At 39.4% G+C, this 24,534-nt stretch carries 24 protein-coding genes; 14 read left to right on the plus strand and 10 right to left on the minus strand.

The window, feature by feature from the left end:
- The first annotated feature begins 23 nt into the window (after nt 1-23).
- The 3 genes from HCN_RS08480 to HCN_RS11090 are packed head-to-tail and all read left to right on the plus strand — an operon-like array spanning nt 24 to nt 712.
- A complete protein-coding gene (locus HCN_RS08480) occupies nt 24-245 on the plus strand; it encodes a hypothetical protein (protein ID WP_002955605.1) in 222 nt (73 codons plus the stop codon).
- On the plus strand, nt 245-517 hold the full coding sequence (locus HCN_RS08485; RefSeq protein WP_014667600.1) for a type II toxin-antitoxin system YafQ family toxin: 273 nt from the start codon (nt 245-247) through the stop codon (nt 515-517). The genes HCN_RS08480 and HCN_RS08485 overlap by 1 nt, the downstream gene beginning before the upstream one ends.
- A gap of 27 nt (nt 518-544) precedes the next feature.
- Entirely contained in the window at nt 545-712 is a 168-nt protein-coding gene (locus HCN_RS11090) for a hypothetical protein (protein ID WP_014667240.1), read from the plus strand.
- Between the two features lie 537 nt (nt 713-1,249).
- Here HCN_RS11090 and HCN_RS08500 read toward each other — a convergent pair.
- Nucleotides 1,250-2,491, minus strand: coding sequence for a glutamate-5-semialdehyde dehydrogenase (locus tag HCN_RS08500; protein WP_014667242.1), 1,242 nt, complete (start codon nt 2,489-2,491; stop codon nt 1,250-1,252).
- A gap of 44 nt (nt 2,492-2,535) precedes the next feature.
- Nucleotides 2,536-3,630, minus strand: a complete 1,095-nt coding sequence (gene ispG / locus HCN_RS08505; RefSeq protein ID WP_014667601.1) for a flavodoxin-dependent (E)-4-hydroxy-3-methylbut-2-enyl-diphosphate synthase — start codon at nt 3,628-3,630, stop codon at nt 2,536-2,538.
- Between the two features lie 82 nt (nt 3,631-3,712).
- On the opposite strand from ispG, the gene hypA reads away from it, so the two are divergent.
- From hypA to HCN_RS08545, 7 genes are all read left to right on the plus strand, one after another.
- The gene (hypA, locus tag HCN_RS08510; RefSeq protein WP_014667243.1) at nt 3,713-4,069 is read left to right on the plus strand and encodes a hydrogenase/urease nickel incorporation protein HypA; all 357 of its coding nucleotides are present in this window, start codon (nt 3,713-3,715) and stop codon (nt 4,067-4,069) included.
- Nucleotides 4,070-4,090: 21 nt separating this feature from the next.
- The gene (locus tag HCN_RS08515) at nt 4,091-4,513 is read left to right on the plus strand and encodes a hypothetical protein (protein ID WP_014667244.1); all 423 of its coding nucleotides are present in this window, start codon (nt 4,091-4,093) and stop codon (nt 4,511-4,513) included.
- Between the two features lie 9 nt (nt 4,514-4,522).
- Complete coding sequence (gene lpxB / locus HCN_RS08520) at nt 4,523-5,680, plus strand: lipid-A-disaccharide synthase (RefSeq protein ID WP_014667245.1); 1,158 nt, start codon at nt 4,523-4,525, stop codon at nt 5,678-5,680.
- A 91-nt stretch (nt 5,681-5,771) separates the two neighbouring features.
- A complete protein-coding gene (locus HCN_RS08525; RefSeq protein ID WP_041309548.1) occupies nt 5,772-6,551 on the plus strand; it encodes a glycosyltransferase family 2 protein in 780 nt (259 codons plus the stop codon).
- 3 nt (nt 6,552-6,554) lie between these two features.
- The gene (locus tag HCN_RS08530; protein ID WP_014667247.1) at nt 6,555-8,378 is read left to right on the plus strand and encodes an LIC_10190 family membrane protein; all 1,824 of its coding nucleotides are present in this window, start codon (nt 6,555-6,557) and stop codon (nt 8,376-8,378) included.
- Entirely contained in the window at nt 8,378-9,028 is a 651-nt protein-coding gene (locus HCN_RS11095) for a class I SAM-dependent methyltransferase (protein ID WP_014667248.1), read from the plus strand. Before HCN_RS08530 ends, HCN_RS11095 begins: the two co-directional genes overlap by 1 nt.
- A 3-nt stretch (nt 9,029-9,031) precedes the next feature.
- Nucleotides 9,032-9,487 carry a GtrA family protein gene (locus HCN_RS08545; protein ID WP_014667249.1) on the plus strand — a complete coding sequence of 152 codons (456 nt, stop codon included), beginning with the start codon at nt 9,032-9,034 and terminating at the stop codon, nt 9,485-9,487.
- 11 nt (nt 9,488-9,498) lie between these two features.
- Here HCN_RS08545 and HCN_RS08550 read toward each other — a convergent pair whose 3' ends face one another.
- Nucleotides 9,499-11,778, minus strand: a complete 2,280-nt coding sequence (locus HCN_RS08550; RefSeq protein WP_014667250.1) for an outer membrane protein transport protein — start codon at nt 11,776-11,778, stop codon at nt 9,499-9,501.
- A 107-nt stretch (nt 11,779-11,885) separates the two neighbouring features.
- Entirely contained in the window at nt 11,886-12,755 is an 870-nt protein-coding gene (locus HCN_RS08555) for an EamA family transporter (RefSeq protein WP_002955620.1), read from the minus strand.
- A gap of 177 nt (nt 12,756-12,932) precedes the next feature.
- Here HCN_RS08555 and HCN_RS08560 point away from each other — a divergent pair, with 177 nt between their 5' ends.
- Both HCN_RS08560 and HCN_RS08565 read left to right on the plus strand, forming a co-directional pair.
- Nucleotides 12,933-14,330, plus strand: coding sequence for a sodium-dependent transporter (locus HCN_RS08560; RefSeq protein WP_172580114.1), 1,398 nt, complete (start codon nt 12,933-12,935; stop codon nt 14,328-14,330).
- Between the two features lie 39 nt (nt 14,331-14,369).
- Nucleotides 14,370-14,747, plus strand: a complete 378-nt coding sequence (locus HCN_RS08565; RefSeq protein ID WP_014667252.1) for a transcriptional regulator — start codon at nt 14,370-14,372, stop codon at nt 14,745-14,747.
- A 39-nt stretch (nt 14,748-14,786) separates the two neighbouring features.
- On the opposite strand, the gene HCN_RS08570 is transcribed toward HCN_RS08565, so the two are convergent.
- The 4 genes from HCN_RS08570 to HCN_RS08585 form a co-directional block, all read right to left on the minus strand.
- Nucleotides 14,787-15,686 carry a methylenetetrahydrofolate reductase gene (locus tag HCN_RS08570; protein WP_014667253.1) on the minus strand — a complete coding sequence of 300 codons (900 nt, stop codon included), beginning with the start codon at nt 15,684-15,686 and terminating at the stop codon, nt 14,787-14,789.
- A gap of 407 nt (nt 15,687-16,093) precedes the next feature.
- Nucleotides 16,094-16,270: a hypothetical protein gene (locus HCN_RS11330; protein WP_232501862.1), complete on the minus strand. Its 177-nt coding sequence runs from the start codon at nt 16,268-16,270 to the stop codon at nt 16,094-16,096.
- Nucleotides 16,271-16,284: 14 nt separating this feature from the next.
- Nucleotides 16,285-18,540 carry a 5-methyltetrahydropteroyltriglutamate--homocysteine S-methyltransferase gene (gene metE / locus HCN_RS08580; protein ID WP_014667602.1) on the minus strand — a complete coding sequence of 752 codons (2,256 nt, stop codon included), beginning with the start codon at nt 18,538-18,540 and terminating at the stop codon, nt 16,285-16,287.
- Nucleotides 18,541-18,754: 214 nt separating this feature from the next.
- On the minus strand, nt 18,755-19,723 hold the full coding sequence (locus tag HCN_RS08585) for a phospholipase A (protein WP_231900443.1): 969 nt from the start codon (nt 19,721-19,723) through the stop codon (nt 18,755-18,757).
- 220 nt (nt 19,724-19,943) lie between these two features.
- On the opposite strand from HCN_RS08585, the gene HCN_RS12160 reads away from it, so the two are divergent.
- Entirely contained in the window at nt 19,944-20,756 is an 813-nt protein-coding gene (locus HCN_RS12160; protein ID WP_014667255.1) for an outer membrane beta-barrel protein, read from the plus strand.
- Between the two features lie 401 nt (nt 20,757-21,157).
- A complete protein-coding gene (gene glmS, locus HCN_RS08600) occupies nt 21,158-22,954 on the plus strand; it encodes a glutamine--fructose-6-phosphate transaminase (isomerizing) (protein ID WP_014667603.1) in 1,797 nt (598 codons plus the stop codon).
- A gap of 3 nt (nt 22,955-22,957) precedes the next feature.
- Here the strand turns inward: glmS and HCN_RS08605 are convergent, their stop codons facing one another.
- Both HCN_RS08605 and HCN_RS08610 read right to left on the minus strand, forming a co-directional pair.
- Nucleotides 22,958-23,431, minus strand: a complete 474-nt coding sequence (locus HCN_RS08605) for an NfeD family protein (RefSeq protein ID WP_014667256.1) — start codon at nt 23,429-23,431, stop codon at nt 22,958-22,960.
- 104 nt (nt 23,432-23,535) lie between these two features.
- A complete protein-coding gene (locus HCN_RS08610; RefSeq protein WP_002955635.1) occupies nt 23,536-24,438 on the minus strand; it encodes an SPFH domain-containing protein in 903 nt (300 codons plus the stop codon).
- Nucleotides 24,439-24,534 lie beyond the last annotated feature (96 nt).

Raw genomic sequence — 24,534 nt, forward strand, 5'->3', positions numbered from 1 at the left:
TACAAAAGCCCAAAGGATAACAAATGACGCTGATTATAGAAAATGCTAGTAAAGAGCTTTACACTGCGATAAAAAGCCTAGCAAAGATTGATAACGCAAAATGCAAGGTGCAAAAGCCAAAGCTTACAAAGTTTGAAAAAGAGATTCTAAAGGCAAAAGCAGAACTTGAAAAAGAGAAAAGAGAAGGCACACTAAAGACTTATGCTAGTGCGAAAGAAGCGTTTGAAAAAGAGGGCTTACTCTAATGTATAAAGTGCATTTGACAAAGAGTTTTAAAAAAGACGCAAAAGCCCTAAATCAAGCAGATAGAATCTTATCAATGCAGATTATAGACACACTAGCTAAAGGAGAGAAGCTAGAGTCAAAACACAAAGACCACGCCTTAAGCGGCAACTTGCAAGGCTTTAGAGAATGCCACATTAAACCAGACTTGTTACTCATTTATGAGCTATGCGATGATATTTTGCAGCTTAATGCCTTGCGTGTGGGGAGTCATAGCAAATTGTTTAAAAAATAGTAAGTTATGAAAGGCTAGAATCTAGCAATGAACCCCTTGTGTGATGAGATTATAAAATGTGTAGATAGAATCCTAGAATCTAAAGCAAAAGATTCCGCCCTTGACACAAGCAAGTTAGAATCTCAAATTGACTCTTTAGTCTATAAACTCTACAATCTCACAAATGATGAGATAGAAATAATAGAAAGGAAATAGGTTGGAAATCAATTTCACATTAGTCAGTATCGGCACATTTACAGGCATTGGTAGCTTTTTAATTCTAATGGCAAACTTTATATGTCAAAGATATTCCTTTATCACATACATAAAATACCAACCAGATACACTATTGCTTGTTGCTTTATATAAAGCTGCTACAGAAGGATACAAATTTATTAGAATTGGTAAAAACATTGTTTTAATAGGACACACACAAAATAATAAGTGGATAAAACCGTATAAATGTGTAATTAATCCTTTTTCCAAAAGCCAATTCTTAAATGAAAGCGAGATTTATACCTACAAAATAGATTGGACTTTATTGTTAATAATCAAAATTTACAAAAAAAATAAGAAATAAAAATATTTTGGATATAGCCAAAAAACTACAAGAATTCAATATAAAAAATTCTACAAAAGACAAGTATTATAAGTTTGATTTCTTTAAAAATAAAAATGAATTAAGAGAGCTTCGATAACAATTTAATATTTCACACAAGATTCTATCAAGCTTCAAATCTCGCCTACATTACCCTACTCTCGCACTTCCCCATTCCCCACAATGCAATACTTATAACTTCGCAGAGATTCTATCCCCATAGGACCACGCGCGTGAAGCTTAGAAGTAGAGATGCCTATCTCCGCTCCAAAGCCAAACTCCCCGCCATCGCTAAATCGCGTTGAAGCATTTGCATACACACACGCCGCATCAACACTGCTTAAAAACTTCTCGCACACCGCCTTATTCTCACTCACTATACATTCAGAATGCCCCGAGCCATAGCGTGATATATGCTCCAACGCCTCTTCAAAGCCCTCCACAATCTTAAGATTAATAATCCTATCCCCCCACTCTTTAGTAAAATCCGCCAAGCCATCAAGCTCCGTGCCTAGAGATTCTAGCAAAGCTTGTGTTTCAAATCTCACGCTGATTTTATGTGAATGCAAACTCTCCACTATCTCGCTTAAAACCTGCTCCCCAAGTGCAGAATCTACAATCACGCATTCACACGCATTGCACGCCGCAGGATAGCTAAGTTTGGCATTTAGCACAATCGCCTTCGCCTTTTGCAAATCCGCGTCTTTATGGATATAGGTATGACACACGCCCTTATCGTGCTTAATAATAGGAATACTCGCATTATGTTTTACAAACTCTATAAGCCCCTCTCCACCACGCGGGATAAGCAAATCCACATACTTATCCATTTTGACAAATGCCAATACAGATTCACGCGAAGTATCTTGTATCATACTTACACTTTCTTTTGGGAGATTATGCTGTTGCAGGGCTTGCTGCAAGGCAGAATGGATTGCTTTATTAGAATGATAAGCTTCCTTGCCACCTTTTAGCACACAGGCATTCCCGCTTTTAAAACAAAGGGCAGCCACATCGCTTGTAACATTAGGGCGAGATTCATAAATCACGCCAACCACACCCAAAGGCACACTTATTTTTGAGATAAGTAGCCCCGCCTTGCTTTGCCACTGCTGCATTATCTCCCCCACCACACAAGGCAAACTCACAATATCCCTTATCCCTTGAGCCATTGCTAGAATCTTGCTGTGATTAAGCTCTAAACGCTTTTGCATAGCTTGTGGTAGGGCAGAAGCCGCCTTTAAATCCTTAGCATTTTCTTCATAAATATATTCACTTTGAGATTCTAAAATCTCTGCCATAGAAAGTAGCACGGCATTCCTTTGACTATCCTGCATAGTGTTTAGAATCCTAGCACTCTCTTTAGTCAGGCTAAGTTGTTTTTCTAGTTTTTGCATAGGTTTTCCTTTTTGTAAAAATCTGCGTCGTCTTTTTTGCACTTTCAAGGGAGTTTGCGTTTTGAGCTTATAGATTCCATCTCTGCTTTTTCTTTTGCCAAGGCTTCCACCTCAGCGATAAAACGCTCTAAAAGCAGCTCTTCTTTGAGCTTACATAAAATCTTGCCTCCTTTAATAATCAGCCCATCTTTATTCCCAAAAGCAATGGCAATATCAGCGTGCTTTGCTTCACCTAAGGCATTCACCGCACAGCCCATAACGCTCACTTGCAGTGGTGTTTTAATATGCTTTATGCGAGATTCCACTTCCTGCACCATTTTGACAAGATTCGCTTCAATCCTCCCGCAAGTGGGGCAGGAAATAAGCGTTACACCGCTTTTTTGCCGCCCAGAATATTGCAAAATCATACGCGCTACTTTGATTTCTTCTTCAAGCTCCCCTGTGATAGATACTCTCATCGTATCGCCTATACCCTCCATAAGTAGCCCACCTAATGCCATTGAGCTTTTTACCATAGAATGTGGCAAAGTCCCCGCCTCTGTAACACCTAAATGAAAGGGGTATTCCACCAAAGGACGGAGCATTCTATAAGCTTCCATTGTGCGTAAAACATCACTTGCTTTAAGTGAAACCTTGATATTGCTAAATCCAAAATCCTCTAAAAGCTTAATGTTATACAACGCAGATTCCACCATACCTTTAGGCGTTGCACCATATTTCTCATCAAACTGCTTCTCCAAGCTCCCGCCATTAACCCCTATGCGGATAGGAATCCCACAAGCATTACACGCATCTGCCACGGCTTTTATCCTATCTTTTGAGCCGATATTCCCCGGATTAATACGGATACAATCCACAGATTCAGCTGCAATCAAGGCAAACTTATAGCGAAAATGAATATCGGCAATCAAAGGCAGTGGCGAGACTTTTTTAAGATCTTTTAGTGCATTGGCATCTTTTGGATCACTCACCGCCACACGCACCATATCCGCCCCAGCAAAATACAATCTATCTAACTGCTCTTTTGTGGCTTGTATATCACAGGTTTTACTAAAAGTCATACTCTGCACACTAATTGGTGAATCGCCCCCCACAGCCACCGAGCCTACATAAATTTGTTTTGTTTTTACCCTTTGCATATAAAAATCCTTTCGCATTTTTTGCTTTATTTTATCACTCTTGGGTAAAATTCCACCACACATTAAAGACTTAAGGGCAAATATGCACGAATATTCCATTGTAAATTCTCTCATTGAGCTGTGCGAAGAACAAGCCAAAGCCCACAATGCTAAAAGCGTAGAGGAAGTGCATATCGCCATTGGGGAGCGAAGTGGAGTGGAAAAAGCCTTGATTGAAAGTGCCTTTGAAAGCTTTAAGCTTGAATCTAGTGTGTGTCAAAATGCCAAACTTTGCGTTAAGATTCAAGGCGTGGTGCTAGAATGCAAGGATTGTGCTTTAAGCTTTGAGATAAAAGGCTTAAACCTTGCCAAATGTCCGCAATGTCAAAGTCAAAATATCCACATCATACAAGGCAAAGAGCTTCATCTCTTATCCCTTGAAATGAGTGTGGAATCCTAGTTGCATATAGAAGGAGTGAAAATGCAGCAAGATAAACCCTTAGCCCAAAAGCTTGATGAACGCGTTTTTGAGCAGCTTTTGAAATATAATCCCAACACGCAGAATCTGTGGGATATTGTTGGGCTTTTTGAAAATGAACGGCAGAAATTACGCCTTGAAGTGGCACAATATCACCAAGATATTAAAGATTCTCAAAGCACACTTAAAGCTCTACGAGCCGAGATTACAGTAGCCAAACAAACACTTCATTCCCTAGAGCAACAGCTAAGGGACGCCCCGCAGATTCCAGAAAATGAAGAACACACACAAATGCTACAAAAAATGACCGAACTTGAGCTAGAAAATTCCAAACTCCGCGTGGAGCTAAGAGACTTACGCAGTGAGTTTGAACTAGAAGAAAATCTCCAGCAGTTTGAAGCTGAATCTAGCAAAGAATCTCATTAAAGAATAAAAATGCCAAGCAATATAACACAAAAAAAGCACAAACGCCTTTTTGTTAGTGCGTGTGAGCCTAGCTCAAACCTGCATTTAAAGCACTTAGCCAAGCACCTTAGTAAAGATTTAGAGATTTGTGGTGTTTTTGATAGAGAGACTTTTATAGATTTTGAGAAAGCCACGCCTAGCTTTACGCTTAAAGATTTTGCGGTGATGGGCTTTTTTGATGTGATAAAAAAAATAGCCTTTTTTAAAAAAGCCATAGCCCAGATGAGTGAGTTAGCAAAAAATGCAGATTGTGTGCTGCTAATGGATAGCTCAAGCTTCAATCTCCCCATTGCCAAGGCGTTGAAAAAAAGTGGAATTAAGGTGCCTATTGTGTATTATATCTTACCGCAGGTGTGGGCGTGGAAGCCTTGGAGAGCTAAGAGTATAGAGCAGAGTTGCGATTATCTATGTGGAATCTTGCCTTTTGAACTCACAATGTATAAAAATGCATTGGCACAAAAAAGGGCATTATATGTGGGACATCCCTTGATGGACGAAATCACAGAGTTTAAGAGTAAGCCATTGCCACACAAAACGGCTCCTATTGCCTTTATGCCCGGTAGCCGCAAAAGTGAGATTAAGAAAATTTTCCCTATTTTTGCTAAAGTGGCTAAGAGCCTACCAAATAAAAAGATTCTTATCCTGCCCGAGCATTTTAAAAGGCTTAATTCACAAGCGTTGAATGACATCTATGGCGATGAGATAAAGGCATTTGAGATAAGCTTTGAAGCAAATAAAGCCTTGCTAGAATCGGGCTTTGCTTTTATATGCTCAGGCACAGCGACACTTCAAGCCACGCTCATAGGCACACCGCTTGTGCTAAGCTACAAGACAAGAGGCATTGAAGTGCTGATAGCTAGAGCATTTGTAAAGCTTAAACACATAGGACTTGCTAATATTTTATATAACGCTTTGTATTCCAACGCCCCACATTCTAATATGAGAAATGGCACACAGCAGATTCACGCCGAGCTTATTCAATCTCAACTCACAGCAGAAAATCTACTCAAAGCCTTTGAAGAGATAGATACAAAATCTTTTAGCACAAAAGCCCAAGAGTTAAGAGACTATCTCAAACACGGCAGTGCCAAGCAAGTAGCTCAAATTCTTAACACACTCCTTAATTAACATATTTTTTAGTTTTGTGCTGTTACAATGCCGAAATTTAAAATCAACTTAAAGGCTAGTATTTTATGGATTCACAACTTTTAAGCAAACAATTAAATGGGGGGGGGGGGCAGAACAAGAATCTACTAATCCCACATCTTCTACATTACACACTTTACACGGATTTCATACACTTTCAATCATCATTCCCTGTTTTAATGAAAAATCTACCATTTTAGATATTTTACAAGTGGTGCAAGATGTGCAGATCCCCTATTATAAGGAAATTATCATTGTTGATGATTGTAGCAGCGATGGCACAAGGGAGATTCTATCCACTCTTCAATCTATCCAAGAAAACTGCTCTATCAAAGTGCTTTACCACGAGAAAAATCAAGGCAAGGGGGCGGCTTTGCGTTCAGGCATAGCAGAAGCAAGTGGGGATATTGTGCTTATCCAAGATGCGGATTTAGAATATGACCCAAATGAGTATCCAAAGCTTTTAGCTCCATTTGAAAAAGGTGTGGCTGATGTGGTGTTTGGCTCAAGGTTTGTAAGTGGGGAATCTCATCGTGTGCTTTACTTTTGGCACAGAATGGCAAATGGGCTTTTGACACTGCTTTCAAATATGATGACAAATCTCAACTTAACTGATATGGAGACTTGCTACAAGGTTTTCAAACGAGAGATTATACAACGCATCACCATAGAAGAAAATCGCTTTGGCTTTGAGCCTGAAATCACAGCAAAAATCGCTAAGATTAAAGGCATTAGAATCTATGAGGTTGGCATAAGCTATTATGGCAGGACTTATGAAGAGGGCAAGAAAATCGGCATTAAAGATGGCTTCCGTGCGTTGTGGGCAATAGTGAAGTATAGATTCAAAAGATAAAATATGGAATGGATTATAGTCAATCTTAAAATTACATTTGTGCTTTTAGGCTGGATTCTAGCCACTTATGGTTTTGGACTAGCATTTTTTGCTTTGCTGACAAAACTTTATGATGTCTTTATTGCACCTCTTACCTACTCAAATACAAACTTTAATGCCCCACCCAAACAAACATACGCACATTACTACAAAAATTTACCTTTTGCTTTAGAAATGCCTATTGTCGGTTTGCTTGGTGTGATTTGCATAAGCGTTTTGGTGGGGTGGATTCATATCTTTATGCCTATTAATGCTTTTGTATCACTCATAGGCATTGCTCTTGGGATGGGCTTTTTATGCTTTTTTAACACACAAGGCGTGTTTAAAAAAATGTGTAGTAAGGCGTATATTTTTGCCTTTATCATCGCTTTTTTATTTGTCGCGTGGGTGGGTTGCCTAAATGAAAATGCGTATGACACAGGACTATATCATATACAAGCTACAAAGTGGGTGCAGGAATCTCCGCTTATTTTTGGAATCGCTAACATTCATACGCGTTTTGGATTTAATAACATTCTTTATAATTTTTCAGCCATAAGCGAAATTTCACACATAGTTGGCATTCGCAGTTTTATCACAAATGAGATTCTTATCTTTTTCACGCTTATGGCTTCTTTGGCTGTGTGTTTTGGTTTGCGTTTTGATAGTATTTATCGCTGCTTTATTGCTCTAGGCTGGGTGTGGCTTCTTGCCGTATTTCCAAATCTTAAAGGATTATATGCGGAGGGGTATTTGGGGCTTATGGGATTTTGTATTGTGAGCTATCTCATTTATATTTTAGAATCCCGCAAACAAGATTCTCATTTTGATTTTCTCCTTATTTTTATTCTCGCATTTTTTAGTGTGTATATTAAAATATCTGCTGTTATACTTATCCCTTGTGTGCTTGTGCTATTTTTTCAATACTTTAAACTTTCAAAATACTCTTTTAAGATTCTTGTATTTTTGCTTGTTGTTCCTTTGTTTCTTGGCATTATATGGGCGTTAAAGGGTATTTGTGTATCAGGAGCGGTAGCCTATCCAGCGGGATTATTCTATTTTGAATCTTTGCCTTGGGCAGTGGATAATATTACAAGATCTGGAGAAGTTGGAGTTATTCATAATTGGGCGAAAGTTGGAGGCGCACCAAATCCACAGGAACTACTTGAAAGCGGAAAATGGCTGGGATATTGGTTTTATCAATTCATTATGCCCTTATCATATAGAATAGGGCTTATCTTGTCTATATTTGGAATCTGTGTTGGCGTAGCCTTAGCATTAAGCCGTAGAAAAACTATATTTAAGCCTTATATGCCACTTTTTGCGTGCTTATTTTTAGGTATTCTTTTTTGGTTTTTTTCAGCTCCCGATCCTCGTTTTGGGTGGCAGTATTTTGTGCCATTTTTTGGACTTTTACTTGCTATGGGGCTTTATGGCGTATCGCATAAAATTATCTTAAAATCCCAAAATATCCTTTTTGCTTGTGCCTTGCTGGGTATAGGCGGAATATATGCTTTTAGCTTCAACAATGAGCCTTTCAATGTAAAAGCAATCAGTGGTTTTAAAGATACAAGTAAGATTCCACTTATCCCATTGCAAACATATACAAATACCAATGGCTTAAGCTTTTTTATCCCTCCTGTTGGTGAAGATAGGGTATATGACGCTCCACTTCCCGCTTCCACTTCTCCACGACCAAACCTTGCCAAAGGCACATTTTTGGGGCGAGATATGTATTATATACAAGCACCGAAGCAAGAGCAAAAAGAGCTAGATTTAACCTCATCTTCACTTTCAAAGGATAAGTAATGAAAGAAGCCCTGCTAGAATCCACACTGCGTAAAATGCGACTAAATCGCGTTTTGCCCACAATCAAAAGCTTTAAAAATCCAAATGTCCTAGATATTGGTTGCGGCTGGGAAGCGAGACTTTTGCAAGAGATTGAACCTTATATCGCTAAAGGCATAGGCATTGACTTTAAAGCCCCAACAATTAACACAGATAAGATTCAAACCTTTGCGTATTATTTTGAATCTAAGGATACAAAAAGTATGAATTTTAACGGGGGGGGGGGTAATGCTATTTTTCCACAAGATTCCTTTTCGCAAGATTCAAAATGTCATCTGCCATTTGAAAATGAGAGTTTTGAAGTGGTAACAATGTTGGCTGTTTTAGAGCATTTAAACCACCCATTAGATATGCTTAAACAAATCACTCGTGTATTAAAGCCAAATGGCGTTTTAATCCTTACCGTGCCTAGCCATTTAGCCAAGCCTGTGTTGGAGTTTCTAGCCTTCAAGTTAAAAATCGTCAGTGAAGCAGAGATAAGAGACCATAAAACCTATTACAACAAAAAAGATTTACACCATCTCATCGCTCAAATCCCAAGCCTACATTTAAAAACCCACAAGTATTTTCAATGTGGTATGAATAACCTTGCCATTGTGAGTAAAGCCTAGCCTATGCCCCCACATAATTCACAAAAGCAAGATTCACAAAATCTGCATAATGCTAACGCCACTTCCACAAAAGCATTTTACACATCATTTTTTACAAAACTTTATAAATACATACTCGTGGGTGGCTCTGCTGCACTTATTAATTGGCTTATCTTTTATATCACCACAGAATCTGGGCTATGGTATATCCTAGCTGGACTCCTAAGCTTTATCCTAGCGACTTTGTGGAACTTCATTTTTGCTAAAATTTTTATTTTCAAACATTCTAAGCACCATATTTTTAAAGAAAGCATTCTCGTTTATGTGGTAAGTTTTATAGGGCTATGTATTGATATGGGCGTGTTATTTGTATGTGTGGAGTTTCTAGCTTTTCACACTATGCTAAGTAAAGTCATCGCCACAGGCATTGCTTTTATTTTTAATTTTTCTGTGCGTTTTTTTGGAATCTACAAGGAATAAAATAGAATTTATTAAAATGTATAACCAATTGAGACGGAGAATAAATGCAACTGCCCAAATCCACCTGTTTGGTAAATGCTCTTTCTACCATCTTTAAGGCTAAGCGAATATGCCAAGCCTATATTCCACTTATCACTTGTCTGCTTTCTCACACCTAAGCCAAACATATATGCGTTACTATCTGGAATCCCTAGCTTATCTTGTGGCACAGGGCTTTGATCAAAAGCAAACGAACCCATTAAAAAGTAATTTTTCTTAGTCAAATAGCTAAGTCCCAAACGCAAGGCAATCGTGTCATTCCACCCATCACCCATAGCCACCGCACCATAATCAGCTAAATCCATCATACCACTTAACTGCTCTGGGCTAAACTGCATAACCATACCGCTTAAGGGCGTAAATCGTGGATTGCTAAAATTAAAGGCAAATTTATCGCCCTTGCTCCAATATATCTTTTCATATACAAACTCCACGCCAAGCCGTCCAAAATTGTACATAAGGGCAATTTGCATACTTGAAGGTAGCGTTACTGCAAGATTCAAATTCGCCTTCATATTGACATTTCCCATAGATCCACCAATATAGGTTGTTGCGTCTAAATCCCCTTTGAGATTAAAAGTAACAGGCGAGGTATAAACAAAACTTAGCGTTGTGCTTTTACTCTCAAAAGGACGCACACTCACCGCCGCCTTATACCCAAAGGCAAAGTCCGCCCCTTTGCTCTTTTGATCCACTTTTGTAGCTCCTACAAGATTTGTAGTGATATTCATATCACCCATACCAAATTTTTCAGACAACTCTTTGGCGTCCATAAGCGTAGCATAGCCCCTAGGCACTCCATTTTCATCGGTCTCCGTTGGAGTAGGATAGGCACAAGGACCGGGATTGCTTGTTTGCAAGTTGCCATTATAGTCATAAAATGTCCCCGTGTAGCAATTTACATACGCTCCAAGCTCTTTTGCTTTCTCCATTGTTTCACCCATATTTTGGCAGCCAAAAAATCCACTTGTTGTATGTCCATTTTGGATACAATAATTCACCCCATTAACAAATTTATATCCCGTTTGTGTTTCTCCATTAAGTGTAGTCGTGTAGGTTTTATTCGGCACAGGATTAAATTCTGTTGGCAAACAAATCGTAGTTTGACTAGCACAAGTCTTATCATTATAACGCCACTCAAGATTCCCATTCTCCCATTCTCCCTTATAATGCTCCCAATTTTTCTTAATTGTCGCATTGATTTCTTCCACCTTTGCGTTATATCCCGCCACATCAATGCTTTTTTTATCTTCATTAATAAACTCATCAAACACGCTAGGATCAGCCATACCAAACCACGCTTCAGGATTAAAAAGTGTAGGCAGCTTATAGCGAAGCTTATTATCTAAATGCTTTCCGCCACCTATGCCAATCCCTGCTAACGCAGCTAGGGCATTGCCTTGAGCAGTATTTACCGCATAGATAAGCTCCCCCATAGCCTCCGGAATCATACTTGAAGGAATCTCATCAAAATCCTGCAAGTTTGTTTCAACCTTGCCGGGCTTTTGTGGAGTGCCTAGAGGCACAAACACGGTGTTTTGGAAATTCCCCATTCCATAAAGGATTCTAGGGGAGACACCAATAGATATGCGTTCATTATAATTCCAGCTAAGTGAAGGGCTAAACTCAACCATAGCAATCATTACATTACGCAAAAATGCTCCAGCCTCGCCATTCCAATTCATCGCTAAACCGCTTGGTGCGGTAAAGCTTACGCCATAATTCCAATTTCCAAATGATGATTTTGCTGTTTTGCTTTTATAAAAAACCTTAGGCACGGGGAAAAATGTCGGGTCAGCTGAACCTTCAACTAAAGCTCCTTTTTCACTGAATCCATAAGTGCCGTGCTGATTTTTCTCTTCTGAATCTACTTTGATGGGTGCTTTGAGATCTACGCCTAGGAATGTATTTGCCAAGTTTGCCATATTATCTGGCACACCAAGGGTTGTTTCTGTGCTTAAGCCCCAGTTGATTGAGCCTTGCCCTATGTCCTTTCGCCCCGTATCTGTGGTGAATGAAAAACCGGGTATGTAAATACCTGTGAGTGTAAGTTCTAGCTCACTTTTATCATTTGATGATAATTGATGGGTAAAGCCCATATTTGCAGGATTGTAATACGCACTATCAGCACCAAAAGCCCCTGCCACATACGCAGAGCTAAGTGCAGTGGCATTAAGACTTTGTTCAGCAATCTTAAAGCCAGAAGCCAAAGCATAGCAACAACACAAACAAGCGATTAACAATGCTCTCATTTCCTATGACTCCATTACAGGCGAATCTTAAAAGTTGCATATACAACTATTTTTAAAAATTCTATCAAAAAAAATCAAAGTCAAGTTTTCAAGCTAAAAATATTCTCTCAATATCGCTTTAAGATTCTATAATGCCACCAAAGAGATAGGGCAATCAGCAATGAGCCAAGCAAAAATTGTCCCAGATTCTCTATGCTCTGCCCCCACACAAGAGCATTAGCCACAATCGCCAAAGGAATAAGCACATTATTCATAATCGCTAAAATCCCACTATCCACGCCACAAGCCCCCTTGTTCCACCAGAAATACCCAAGCCCAGAGGCAACAACCCCAAGATAGAATAAAATCAGCCATTGATGAGTTTCACTAGGTAGCATATTGACATTGCCAAAAAACGCATAGCTTAGTAGCCCCACACCCAACGCCCCGATATAAAAATACCCAAACACCTGCTCCTGATGGGGCAAGGCAAATCTTTCCATCACAAACTTATACGCACTCTGCCCGATACCAAAACACATATTCGCCCCCTGAATCCACAAAAACCCCACAATAAAATCATCACTCACATCACCATATTTAATGATATACGCCCCAAGCACGGCTAGAGCGATACTTGGCAAATATCGCCAACGCATAGAGCGTTTGCATATATCATAAAACACACTCACATAAAAAGGCGTAAATATCGTAAACAACGCCACTTCGTGAATCTGCAAATACTTAAATGACTGATAGTAGCAAATATACATTATGCCTATCTGCACCGCCCCTATGCTAATAAGTGAAAGTTTTAGCGTATTTGAGATATTTCTAAAGCGGATAAAGGGCAAAAATACAAGTAACGCAAGAGTAAATCTCGCCACAATCACAAAGTAGCTATCCACTGGGTTTGCCACATTTCTCCCCACAAGATAATGCCCGATTAAAGGAAAGGAAAATGCCCAAATCACACTCACAATTACCAAATACCGCATTCTGCCCCTTTATTAGAATCTTTTTTAATTCTCAAAGATTCTAGAATTCTAGCTTAATTTAGTAATATTTAATAAAAACTCAAGTAACATTAGCCCCTTTAGCTCCTTTTCAAATTATACTACTGACGCGTCTTGCGATATGCTGTAATTTGGGTAATTTATACTTTTAAAAGGTTTATGATGAATAATTTTAGTAAAATCGGCTTTATCTTGGCTGCCCTTGGTAGCTCCATAGGTTTGGGGCATATTTGGCGTTTTCCCTACATTGCAGGAACAAATGGTGGTGGTGCGTTTGTGCTACTCTATCTGTTTTTAGCCCTTACCATAGGCATTGCTATGCTTGTGGGTGAAATGCTTATAGGCAATAAAGGCAAGGCAAATGCGTTTAAAAGCTATGAGAATCTTGACCCAAGCCCTAGCAAAAAATGGCGATATGCTGGGCTAACGCTCATTGGCGGACCTATTATCCTTTCATTTTATGCTATCATTCTAGGCTGGGTGTTTTACTACCTCTTTATGGTGAGTCTTAATCTCCCTAGCGATATGAAAAGCTCTGGGGCGGTGTTTGGCGAACTCTATAAAAATGGCTTTGTGCCTCAAACGCTAGGGCTACTTTTTGTTATGGGCTTGACAGGCTGGATTATCTCTCGTGGGGTAAAAAGGGGTATTGAACTTTTGAATCTTATCCTTACACCTTTGCTTTTTATTATTTTCTTTGGGTTGCTTATCTATGCGATGAGTATGGATTCTTTTGGCAGGGCTGTGGAGTTTATGCTAAGCTTTGATATGCAGGAGGCTAAAAAGGCTCTTAGCCTTGATGTGTTTGTTGATTCCTTAGGGCAGGTGTTTTTCTCGCTATCTCTTGGAGTTGGGATTATCATCACTTACGCGGCAAGTTCAGATTCTAATCAAAACCTTCTAAAAAGCTCACTTTGGATTGTGTTATCCGGCATTGCTATTGCGATTATGGCGGGGCTTATGATTTTTACCTTTGTGTTTGAGTATGAAGGCGTTGTCAATAAGGGGGCTGGGCTTATCTTTGTAACCCTACCTGTGATGTTCTCTCATCTTGGAATCTTAGGTAACATCATCGCCTTTTTGTTCCTTATCGCCTTTAGCTTTGCTGGGATCACTTCTACTATCTCACTGCTTGAACCTGCTGTAATGTATATGAGTGAGACTTATGGCTGGAGCAGGGCGAAGGCGACTTGGAGCATTACACTTGCTATCATCGCTCTTGGAATGGTGATTGTCTGCTCTATTTGCACACCTGCGGCGGATTATTTGGCTGTTGGCGGAAAGTCGCTTATGGATATTATTGAGTTTCTTTCAGCAAACTTTCTTATGTCTATCGGTGGGCTTTTGGCGGTGATTTTTATCGGTTGGGTCGTGCCAAAAGAAAAATTAGAATCTTACACTGCCCACTTCTTTGGGAATTTTGGCTTTAATGTGTGGTATTACCTTATGCGTTATATCACGCCACTTATTACTATCATCATTCTTTTAGCAAAAATCGCAGAATTTTTTATGGGCGAAGATGCGGTAAAATCTATCATTGAGAGTATGGGGCTTTAGGACTTAAGATTCCAAAAATGCTTAGATTCCTATCCTGCTATGGCGACTTCAAAAGAGTATAAGGACTATGTGCTGGAGCGTTTATGCGAGTATATGACGGATTTGAGCAAAGATTCTAAGGGCGGAGTAGAATCTTACACTGTTAGTGCGAGAAAAATGTTTGGGGAATATTGCGTCTATATACAAGATTCTAAATCTATGCAAAAGCCCAAAGCACTTTTCCTGCTTTGCGATGAGTGTGTATTTGTAAAACAATATAAGCTTTTAGAATCTCTTTTAGCCCACTCTCAAAAAGCAAAGCCATATCCGGGTGCAAAGGAATGGTATATGATTGATATTGATTCTAAGGAAGTGTTGCAAGAGATTATCACAATTCTTGCCCCGATTTTATGTGCTAAAGATTCTAAAAACACTTAAAACAACACAGAATCTAGCAAAATTTATCACGCACTTTTTTTACACAAACTCCCTTAGCAAACTCGGTTTATTCGCACTCATAAAGTGGAATTTATTATGCAATGTTTGTAAATCCTTAAAAAGCTTGTTTGAAAGCTCTAAGCCGATTTTTCGCTCTTCTTCCTTGCCTTTAATACTCGCCTTTTCTAGCTTTTGCACCCATTCATCTGGAATATACACGCCGGGCAGTTTATCCCGCAAGAATAACGCCACCTTATAGCTTGGCACAGGGAAAAATCCTAGAATCATCACGCAGTTTTGCCCTAACTCTTTATTTATAGATTCCATGCTCTCAAGCAAAAACCTTGCGGATTCAAGTGAGAATACAGGTTGAGTGAAAAGCCCTTGCACTAAAGAATTACTAAGCTTTTTTAGCATTTTCTTTTTTAAAGATTCTGTGTTGTTGGCATAGGAATTAATAACTGAAAAATTATAGATTGTCTCCACGCTATCCTTTAGCACCTTGCCATTTGCCGCTATGCCTTGATTTAACCCATCTATAATCCTGCCTAGCTTCAAAGAACTCTCTTCAAACACACCCTTAGCCCCTGTGCAATCGCCATTTTTCACCCCATCGCCACTAAGGCTTAAAAAGGAGCGAAGTCCAAACTCATTTGCCCCCAAAATATCGCCACACAAAGCAATGGAGTTTCTATCTCGCATTGAAAGCGTGCAAATCACGGGCTTTTGCAAGGCATTTTGCAGCTTGATAGAGCTTAGGATTGAAGAGGGTTTCAGCCGTGCAAGTGGGGAATCTGTGCAGACAAAACAATCTGCTTGACTTAAAGATTCTAACTCATCTATTACGCCCTGCCCAATTGTAAAGCTAAGGCTCGGTGAGACTTCTACGCTTAAAAATGGCTCGTTACTTTTTAGTTTAGTGATGAGTTGGTCTAACATTTTTTATCCTTTTTATTTTAGTTTTTTACGAATCTCCTGCCACTTGCTAAATTTTCTAATTTCTCTTTATTTTTCTATGCTTTCTTTTTTTCGCAAAAAGGGGTTTATCCCCTCCCCGCCCCCCTTAGCCCCGAAAAAGTCGCCACTTTTTCGGCAATCAAGGGGAGAGCCTCGCTATTCCCTCTCTAGCTTCGCTTTGGCGGTGGCACTGCTGCCACCTTATTCCCAAAGCTACGCACCACGAGAGGGGCGAGATACGGATTGCACACCTTGTGTGCTATATTGATTTGGATTTTACTAACGCAAAATCTCTGTGGTTGTAGAATCTTCTTGAGATTCTGGAGTCTTAGAATCTGCCATTGTGGAATCTGATTGAGATTCTAAGCCTTTTAGATTTTTCGCCTTTTTCAAAGGCTCAAAATGACAAAAAACATAGAATTTGCGTAAGATTCTGCAATGCTAGAATCCACAATTCTAGTATTTGCGGTGGTGCTAGTGGGGCTTTTTGTGCATTTTAGGGGGGAGCTAGACATAGAGTCTGCGGTTCCCCTAAAATCCACAAAATCGCCACTATGACTACCCAAAGACGAATTGCCCCTTAGCCCCTTACTTGCTTCACTGCCTCTACTATGTTTTGGAGACTTGGCTTCACCTCTTCCCACTTCCTAGTCTTTAGCCCACAATCTGGATTTATCCATAACTGCTCTTTTGGCAGCACTTCAAGCAAAGCTTTAATTTGTGCTACTAGCTCTTCTACGCTTGGGATTCTAGGGCTATGTATGTCATACACTCCCGGTCCCACTTCATTTGTATAGCCAACTTGCTTAAAGACTTTTAATAGCTCATTGCCACTTCTAGCCGTTTCAATGCTAATCACATCAGCATCAAGGGCTTCAATGGTTTTAATAATATCATTAAACTCGCTATAACACATATGCGTGTGAATCTGCGTCTTTGGATCGGCAATTGCCACTGAAGTTTTAAAACACGACAATGCCCACGATTCATAATCCTTAATATTTTCAGCTCTCAAAGGATAGCCCTCTTTAAACGCTGCCTCATCAACTTGAATGACTTTAATCCCAGCCTTTTGCAAGTCATCAATCTCATCGGCAATACACAAGGCTAACTGCTCACAGACTTCCTTTCTACTCAAGTCATCACGCACAAAGCTCCAGTTCAAAATCGTTACAGGACCTGTCAGCATTCCTTTCATCACTTTTTGTGTCAAACTTTGCGCGTAAGTTATCCACTCAACAGTCATAGCCTTTGGTCGCTCCACATCGCCATAAATGATAGGGGGTTTCACACAGCGGCTACCATAGCTTTGCACCCACGCATTTGTGCTAAACACAAAGCCGCTTAGCTGCTCCCCAAAATACTCCACCATATCATTTCGCTCCGGCTCCCCGTGCACCAACACATCAAGCCCGATAGAATCTTGAAACTCCACACAATCCTTAATATACGCCTTTATGCCCTTTTCATACTCTGTCTTATTTATTTCGCCCTTTTTATAGCCTAGACGCAATGCCCTTATTTCGCTAGTTTGCGGGAATGAGCCAATGGTAGTAGTCGGCAAAAGCGGAAAATTGAGTGCTTCTTTTTGAATCTTAATGCGTTCTTTAAAAGGCAGACTTCGCTCTTTTATACTATAAGATTCTACCCTTTGGCGTATAGCTGTATTATGCGTTTTGCTAGAGTTTTTGCGAGATTGATTTATCGCTTTATTCTGCTCTAAAAAGCTTTGTGTGTTAGAATCTAGGCTTCCTTTATACGCCTTTTCTATCGCACAAAGTTCAGCAATCTTCTCCCTAGCAAAGCTTAGCCACGATAAAATCTCTTTTTCAATCTTGCTCTCTCCCTCTTTACTAAAAGGCAGGTGCAAAAGTGAGCAAGAAGCACTCACTACAATCCTATCCTTTGGCACAATGCTACTAATAGATTCTAAAAGCTTCAATTTAGATTCAATATCTGCTACCCAAATATTTCGCCCATCAACAACCCCAGCGTAGAGAATCTTATCACTCTGTGCGATTAAATCTAAACTCTCTTTATTTTTCTCTCCATAGATAAAATCAAGCCCAAGCCCTGCAATTTTTGACTTTACAAGTATTTTTGTAAGCTCATTACTATGCTCAAAAAATGTGCTTACAATCGCCTGTATGCCGATTTCAGCAATGGCGTTATAAACACTCAATACTTCAGATTCTATATCAATGCCACTAAAAATATCTTTGTTTAGCCCACGCACAAAAAGCGGCTCACTAAACTCAATAGCGACTTTAGAATCTAGCTTTGCTATCTCTTTTATTAACTCCAAATACGCCGCTTTTAGCTTATTAAAAATAGTAGCACCATTGCCATTTGTAATTTTACTTAGCCCAAAGAATGTAAAAAGCCCAATGAGTGAGATTTTAGGGCGATAGCCTAGCGTTTTTGCCTCATTATAATAAGCTTTAATATTGTTTATATCTGCCTTGTAGTTATCATCTTCACTTAGCTCTGGCACGACATAGTGATAGTTTGTATTAAACCACTTTGTCATCTCACACGCCACACCGCTTTTATGCCCTCTTGCCATTGCAAAATAGCCCTCTAGCCCACTTAAATCCCTAAATCGCTTAGGCTTTGCGTTTAACGAGTATGCTAAATCTAGCACATTATCATACAAGCTAAAGTCATTCACACATACAAAGTCCAAATCCTTTTGCTCCGCCCAATGCTTCTCGCACAAAGCCTTTGAGACAGATTCTAAATCGCTTTGTGTGCTTTTACCACTCCAAAAGCTCTCCAACGCCTTTTTTAACTCTCTATTTTGTCCAACTCGTGGAAATCCTAAAATACTACTCATAGCAGTCTCCTTAAAGTTTAATTTTTTACACCGCTATTTTTGCATAAAATTTTTAAATACAATATGTAATTTTAATTTTTTGTAGATTATTTTGCGTAGATTTAGAATCTCATCTTGTAAATCGCCCTAATAAAAGGCATTTTCAGCAGAGATACAAAAAGTAACAAATACAATATGTAATTTTAATTTTTTGAAAAATGAAATATTTTTAAGCCTAATTCCACAAACGGAATCCTAGCCCCAAACGATGTGAGTGCATTTTATATTCAAAGAGATTATCGCCATAGCCATTGACATATTGACAATAGATTCCCATATTCTTAGAAATACGGAGAGTATAGCCAAGCTCTACATAAGGATAATATCGCAATGCCACAGGCGGACGCATATACAATTCCAAAAGATGCTTATTTGTTTTGTAATACAAATGTAAGTCATTGTATCCACGATACAGGGGCAAATCGCGATTATCGTGGATAAAGCCCTCAAAATTTGTCCCAATATACGCCCACGCTCCAAGCCTTATGCCAAAAGTGCCTTTGTTTGCAGTATCGTATTCCCACAACACACGGAGCAAAAGGCGATTTTGTGTGCGAGAACGCAACGCCCTTTCGCCATTAGAAGTGTGATTGTAACCAAATGATATATCCTTAATCGCCCCACCCAAAAAGGCGATGGGGGCTTCATAGCTATAAAACAGCTCGGGCTGATAGTCAATATCGCGGAATGGGCGAGAATCTTCCTTGTTGTAGTTTTGAAACCACGCAGTTTGCGTATAGGCAAAATACAAGCTCCCATAAGGTGAAAAATGCCCTTTTATCACAGGCATTTTAAAGCTAAATTGAAACTTCGTCTCCGTGTCATTATTCCCCACAGCAGGGTCACTAAAACTATGATAAAAAGGCAAAATATACACTGATTTATGACGATAAAGGGCTAGATAATGGCTTGAAAAATTAGAATCTTCAGTGATTGTAGAAACCGCATTTGATGTGTTATGAGATTCTGCTTTTTTATCATCTTGCTGTTTGTTTTGTGAATCTTGGGATAAAAGCTCTAAGGATTTATCTGCGGGATTTTCATTCTCCGCATTTTGTGTATGCGTTTGACTTTCATCTGCCCACACAACACAACACATAGCAAAAGCACAACACACAACTCGCCATATTATATTTTTTCTCATCTCTACTTATCCCTAGCACCTTAAAGTTTAAAGTTTTATCAAATGATGTAAAATGTATCAATAATTTTAACATACACGAGGCAATACACAAAAAGTAGTATTTGACTTAACAAAACTATGTCAATAAAGTTTGTCCCACAGAATAAAATAGCTTTATTTAAGCTTGTCAAAAAAAACACCATACTTAAATCTTTCATAAAATACGACATAAGGAGAAAAAATGAAAGTTTCAAAAGCGTTAGTGGCATTAAGTCTTATAGACAGTTTAGCAAGTTTAGCAATAGCAGATGATATAGATTCTGAAATTGCAAAGCTTAAAAAGGAAAATGAGCTTTTAGAATTACAAAAGAAAAATCAAAATCTTAAAAAAGGTAGTGGTAGCTCATCTAGCTCACAAGATGGATTAGCAAGTGAATTGACAGGGTGGTTTGTAGGAGCAGAGCTTGGATATAGTCCTAGTGTTACAAATTATGTCAATCAAACAAATAATCCTGCATTCCCACTTCTAACAAACACAACCTTTGCCTTACCTATCAATCTAGGTTTTGGGTATCAATGGTATCCTTGGGATAATGCAGGATTCAAGTTTAGAGGTTATGTAGGCTATGCAAATTATAATTCTAAAATATCGCTTGGCAATGAAAAAGGCAATCAAAACTCACAAGCTATCCATTATGGACTTGAAGCAGAATATCTTTATGACTTTATTGCAAGTCAAATGCACACTTTTGGACTAAATATAGGCACAGGATATGAGTTTGGAAGTTTTATGGGGCAAAATATTACATCAAATGGGAATGATATAAACTTTAAAGGTTATACTTCATCTAGCTGGACTTCAAGTATAGGAATCCACTACTTCTATAATGTCAATCATCAGTTTGAGTTAAAATACCGCTATCGCTCGGGCTATGGATATGATGATGGCGGAAAGGTAGATGTTGATTATGGCTCAACTAGCGGAACTTCAACATTTCAATACGCCTCTACACCTAAAGGCTCAATTATCTTTGCTTACAATTATAAGTTTTAGAATCTAAGTAGGGGCTGGATAAGACTTACTCACGCCCCTTAGTCAAGCGTGAGTATTGGATAATCTAAATCTTAGTAGCACTTGACTACTATAAAACATAGTAGTATAATGGCAACTAAGATTTGTAGTGAAATCTTATCCATAGTAACCTCCTTTATAAAGAAGTAGGTTACACTTCAAGGGGATAGCCGCCCCTTGAGGCAACCCCTAGTGCTATTATATCTCACTTTTCTTAACTTCAAATTCCCTTGTTTGCTTGTCTTAAGGTTTTATGACTTTTCATTTTTATTGCCACATTAACGATAAATCCATCATACTATGCTATATTTGAGAGATGAAATAAAATGGCTATGCCGCAAAAAATGCTAAAATCTTAGTTTAGTTCTTAGTAAGGAGTTTTTATGTGTGGGATTGTGGGCTACATTGGCAGAGATGAGAAAAAGCAGATTCTATTAAATGGCTTAAAAGAGCTAGAGTATCGCGGATATGATAGTGCGGGGATAGCCGTGCTAAGCCTTGATGAGCTACAAACTTTCAAGGCTGTGGGGAAGCTAGAAAATCTAGAATCTAAATGCAGAGACTTTAGCTTTCAGGGCTTTGGTGTAAGCATTGGACATACGCGCTGGGCGACACACGGCAAACCCACTGAAGCAAACGCCCACCCACATATCGCTGATTTTAGTAATGTCGTGCATAATGGGATTATTGAAAACTATCAAGAGTTAAAGACTATGCTTGAAAGCAAGGGGCATAGCTTTATCTCTCAAACAGATACTGAAGTCATCGTGCATTTATTTGAAGAAAAGCTTAAAAATACGCAAGATTGCTACACTGCCTTTACTTCCACAATAGCCGAGCTTAAGGGGGCTTTTGCCATTTTGCTTATCACAAAACTTGCTCCAGATTCTATCTTTTATGCTAAAAATGGCTCTCCGCTCATCATCGGCAAAAGTGCCTCACAAGAAGATGAGATTTACTTTGCAAGCTCTGATGCACCACTCATTGGCTTTGTGGATAGTGTGGTATATCTTAATGATGGGGATATGGGGGTGATGAAGCTTGGCTCTTTTTCACAGCTTAAAAACCCAAAAAAGCTTGATAGCAGCAAAGGTTATGCTCAAAAAGAGGGCTTCCGCTACTTTATGGAAAAAGAAATCTATGAGCAACACAAAGTTTTGCTAGAGACAATGATGGGGCGTGTGAGTGAAGGGGATATTACGCTTAGTGAAATAGAATCTGGCTTTTTTGATGATATACAAAGCATTAGCATTTGTGCCTGTGGGACGAGCTATCACGCAGGGCTAAGTGCAAAGTATCTTTTTGAGCGACTAGCTAAAATTAAGACAAATGTGCTGATTGCAAGTGAGTTTCGCTATGCTAAGCCTGTTATGGATAAAAATGAGCTTTTTATCGTTATTTCCCAAAGTGGCGAGACTGCCGACACGCTTGAAGCCTTAAAACTTGCTAAGAAAAATGGCTTAAAAAGTCTAGCTATTTGCAATGTGGATAATAGCTCTATCGTGCGTGAATCTAGCGTATCCTTGCTTACTCGTGCTGGGATTGAAAAAGGCGTGGCTAGCACAAAAGCCTTTGCTACGCAGATGATGTTACTATGGATTCTAAGTGTGTATGTTGGCAAACTCCGCGGACACATCAAGCAAGATGAGCTAAAAACCCATATCGCACAAATGGTAGAATCTGCTAAGGCTACAAAGGTAGATTCTGCGATGCACGAGCATATCAAACGCCTTTCAAAGCGGTATTTGCACGGACACGGCTTTTTCTTTATTGGGCGAGATATTTTCTATCCTTTGGCGTTGGAAGGGGCATTGAAACTTAAAGAGATTAGCTATCTTCACGCGGAGGGCTACCCAAGTGGTGAAATGAAGCACGGACCAATCGCACTAGCTGATGCGGAGCTTTTTACCCTAGCGCTTATGCCTAAGCATTTGCTTTTTGATAAGATTAAAAGCAATGTAGAAGAGCTGAGTGCGCGTGATGCGACTATTTGTGCGGTAAGCACAGAGCAGATTCAAGGTGTTGATGATATGCTACTTGTCCAGCCTTGTCAAAGCTATATGGAGGAGTTTTTCTCTATGATGGTGGTACTGCAAATCTTTGCCCTTGAAGTTGCTATTCGGTTAGGCAATGATGTAGATATGCCAAGGAATCTAGCAAAAAGTGTAACGGTGGAATAAAACTCAAGCCTTGATAATCGCCTTATTATCTCTAATCTCTAACACCTGCACCCTATCGCCCTCTTTTAGTGGCGTATTAGATTCTAATGTGCCAGATTCTAATCCATTAGAATCTAATGTAAGGGCTTTTTCATACGCCCATAATGTGCCTTTGAAATACACCATTCCCTGCTGAATCTCACCTACACCGCCACCATTTTGCAGAGAATCTTCATAGACTTTCGAGCCTTTAAACCACGATTTTATGGGCTTTCTTAGCAAAATAAGTGTAAGAAAAGCAAAAGCACAAATGCTTACCGCCTGCCACGCATACACGCTCTCCACACTTCCACCTATGATGTTGCCAAAGCCAACAAATGCTTCAATCCCAGCTGTGATACATAGCCCTAAACCGATGAAAAGCAAGAAAAATGAGCCAAAAAATATCTCCGCCACGATACAGCCAAGCCCCAACCCCAAAAGCATAAGTGCCGACATCTCACTTCCTTATATTTGCATTGTTTTTAGAAAACTCCCATAAGGGATTTGGATTCTAAGATTTGACACTCACAAGCAAATCCTAGAATCCACAAAGCCAGATTCTACGCCTTTTTACCCTTGCCTAGAAACTCACCTATCACACTAAGCCCACCGATAAATTCACTCGTCTCATAGGGGATAATCACCTTATCCTTGCTTGGATTCTTGCTTAACTCTGTGAAAGCTACAATCCGCTCCTTTGTCAGCAAAAACTCCGCTGCTTGTGCGTTTTTACTCATTTGATTAGCGATAAGCTCCATTGCATCGCTCTGTCCTTGTGCTAGGGCGATTTGCTCATATTTTTTAGCATCTGCCATACGCTCAATGGCTTCAGCTTGCAAAACCTTTTCTTGCTTTAGGGCTTCAGCGTTGCGGATTAGCGCTTCTTTTTCCGCCTGTGCTTTTAGCTCAATGGCGCGTTTTTCTCTCTCTGCCTTCATCTGCAGATTCATCGCATTTTCTATATCTTTTGGCACAGAGATTTCGCTAATCTCCACACGCATAATTTTCACCCCCCAATTATTTGCCGCATCGCCCAAAGCCACTTGCAAAGCGGCATTAAGCCTATCGCGAGATGAGAGGGAGTCATCTAAATTTATCCGCCCTATCTCACCGCGAAGTGTCGTGGTAGCAAGGTTTGCGATGGCTTGTTTATAGTCATTGACACTATATACCGCGGATTTTGCGTCAAAGACTTTCAAAAACACAATCCCATCAATGTTAATATTGACATTATCTTTGGTAATCACCTGCTGCCGCCCAATGTCTATCATCTGCTCCCTAGCACTCACCACCGCACTTAGCCTATCAATTATGGGGATAATGAAGTGAAACCCGCCATCAAGCACCCTATGGAATCTCCCCAGCCGTTCCACAATGGCAATATCTGTTTGTGAGATAATCTTTATCCCAAAAGCTAGCACCGCCACACATAAGACCAACACCACACCAGTAAAAATAAGCATAAAATCTCCTTTGTTGCATTTATAACGATATTATAAATGAGATTATTAAACTAGGCTTATTTTGTGATTGTATTTGATTAAAGTTTATACGCTCTC

Origin of the sequence: Helicobacter cinaedi PAGU611, assembly GCF_000284635.1 — a bacterium.
Taxonomy (GTDB): domain Bacteria; phylum Campylobacterota; class Campylobacteria; order Campylobacterales; family Helicobacteraceae; genus Helicobacter_C; species Helicobacter_C cinaedi.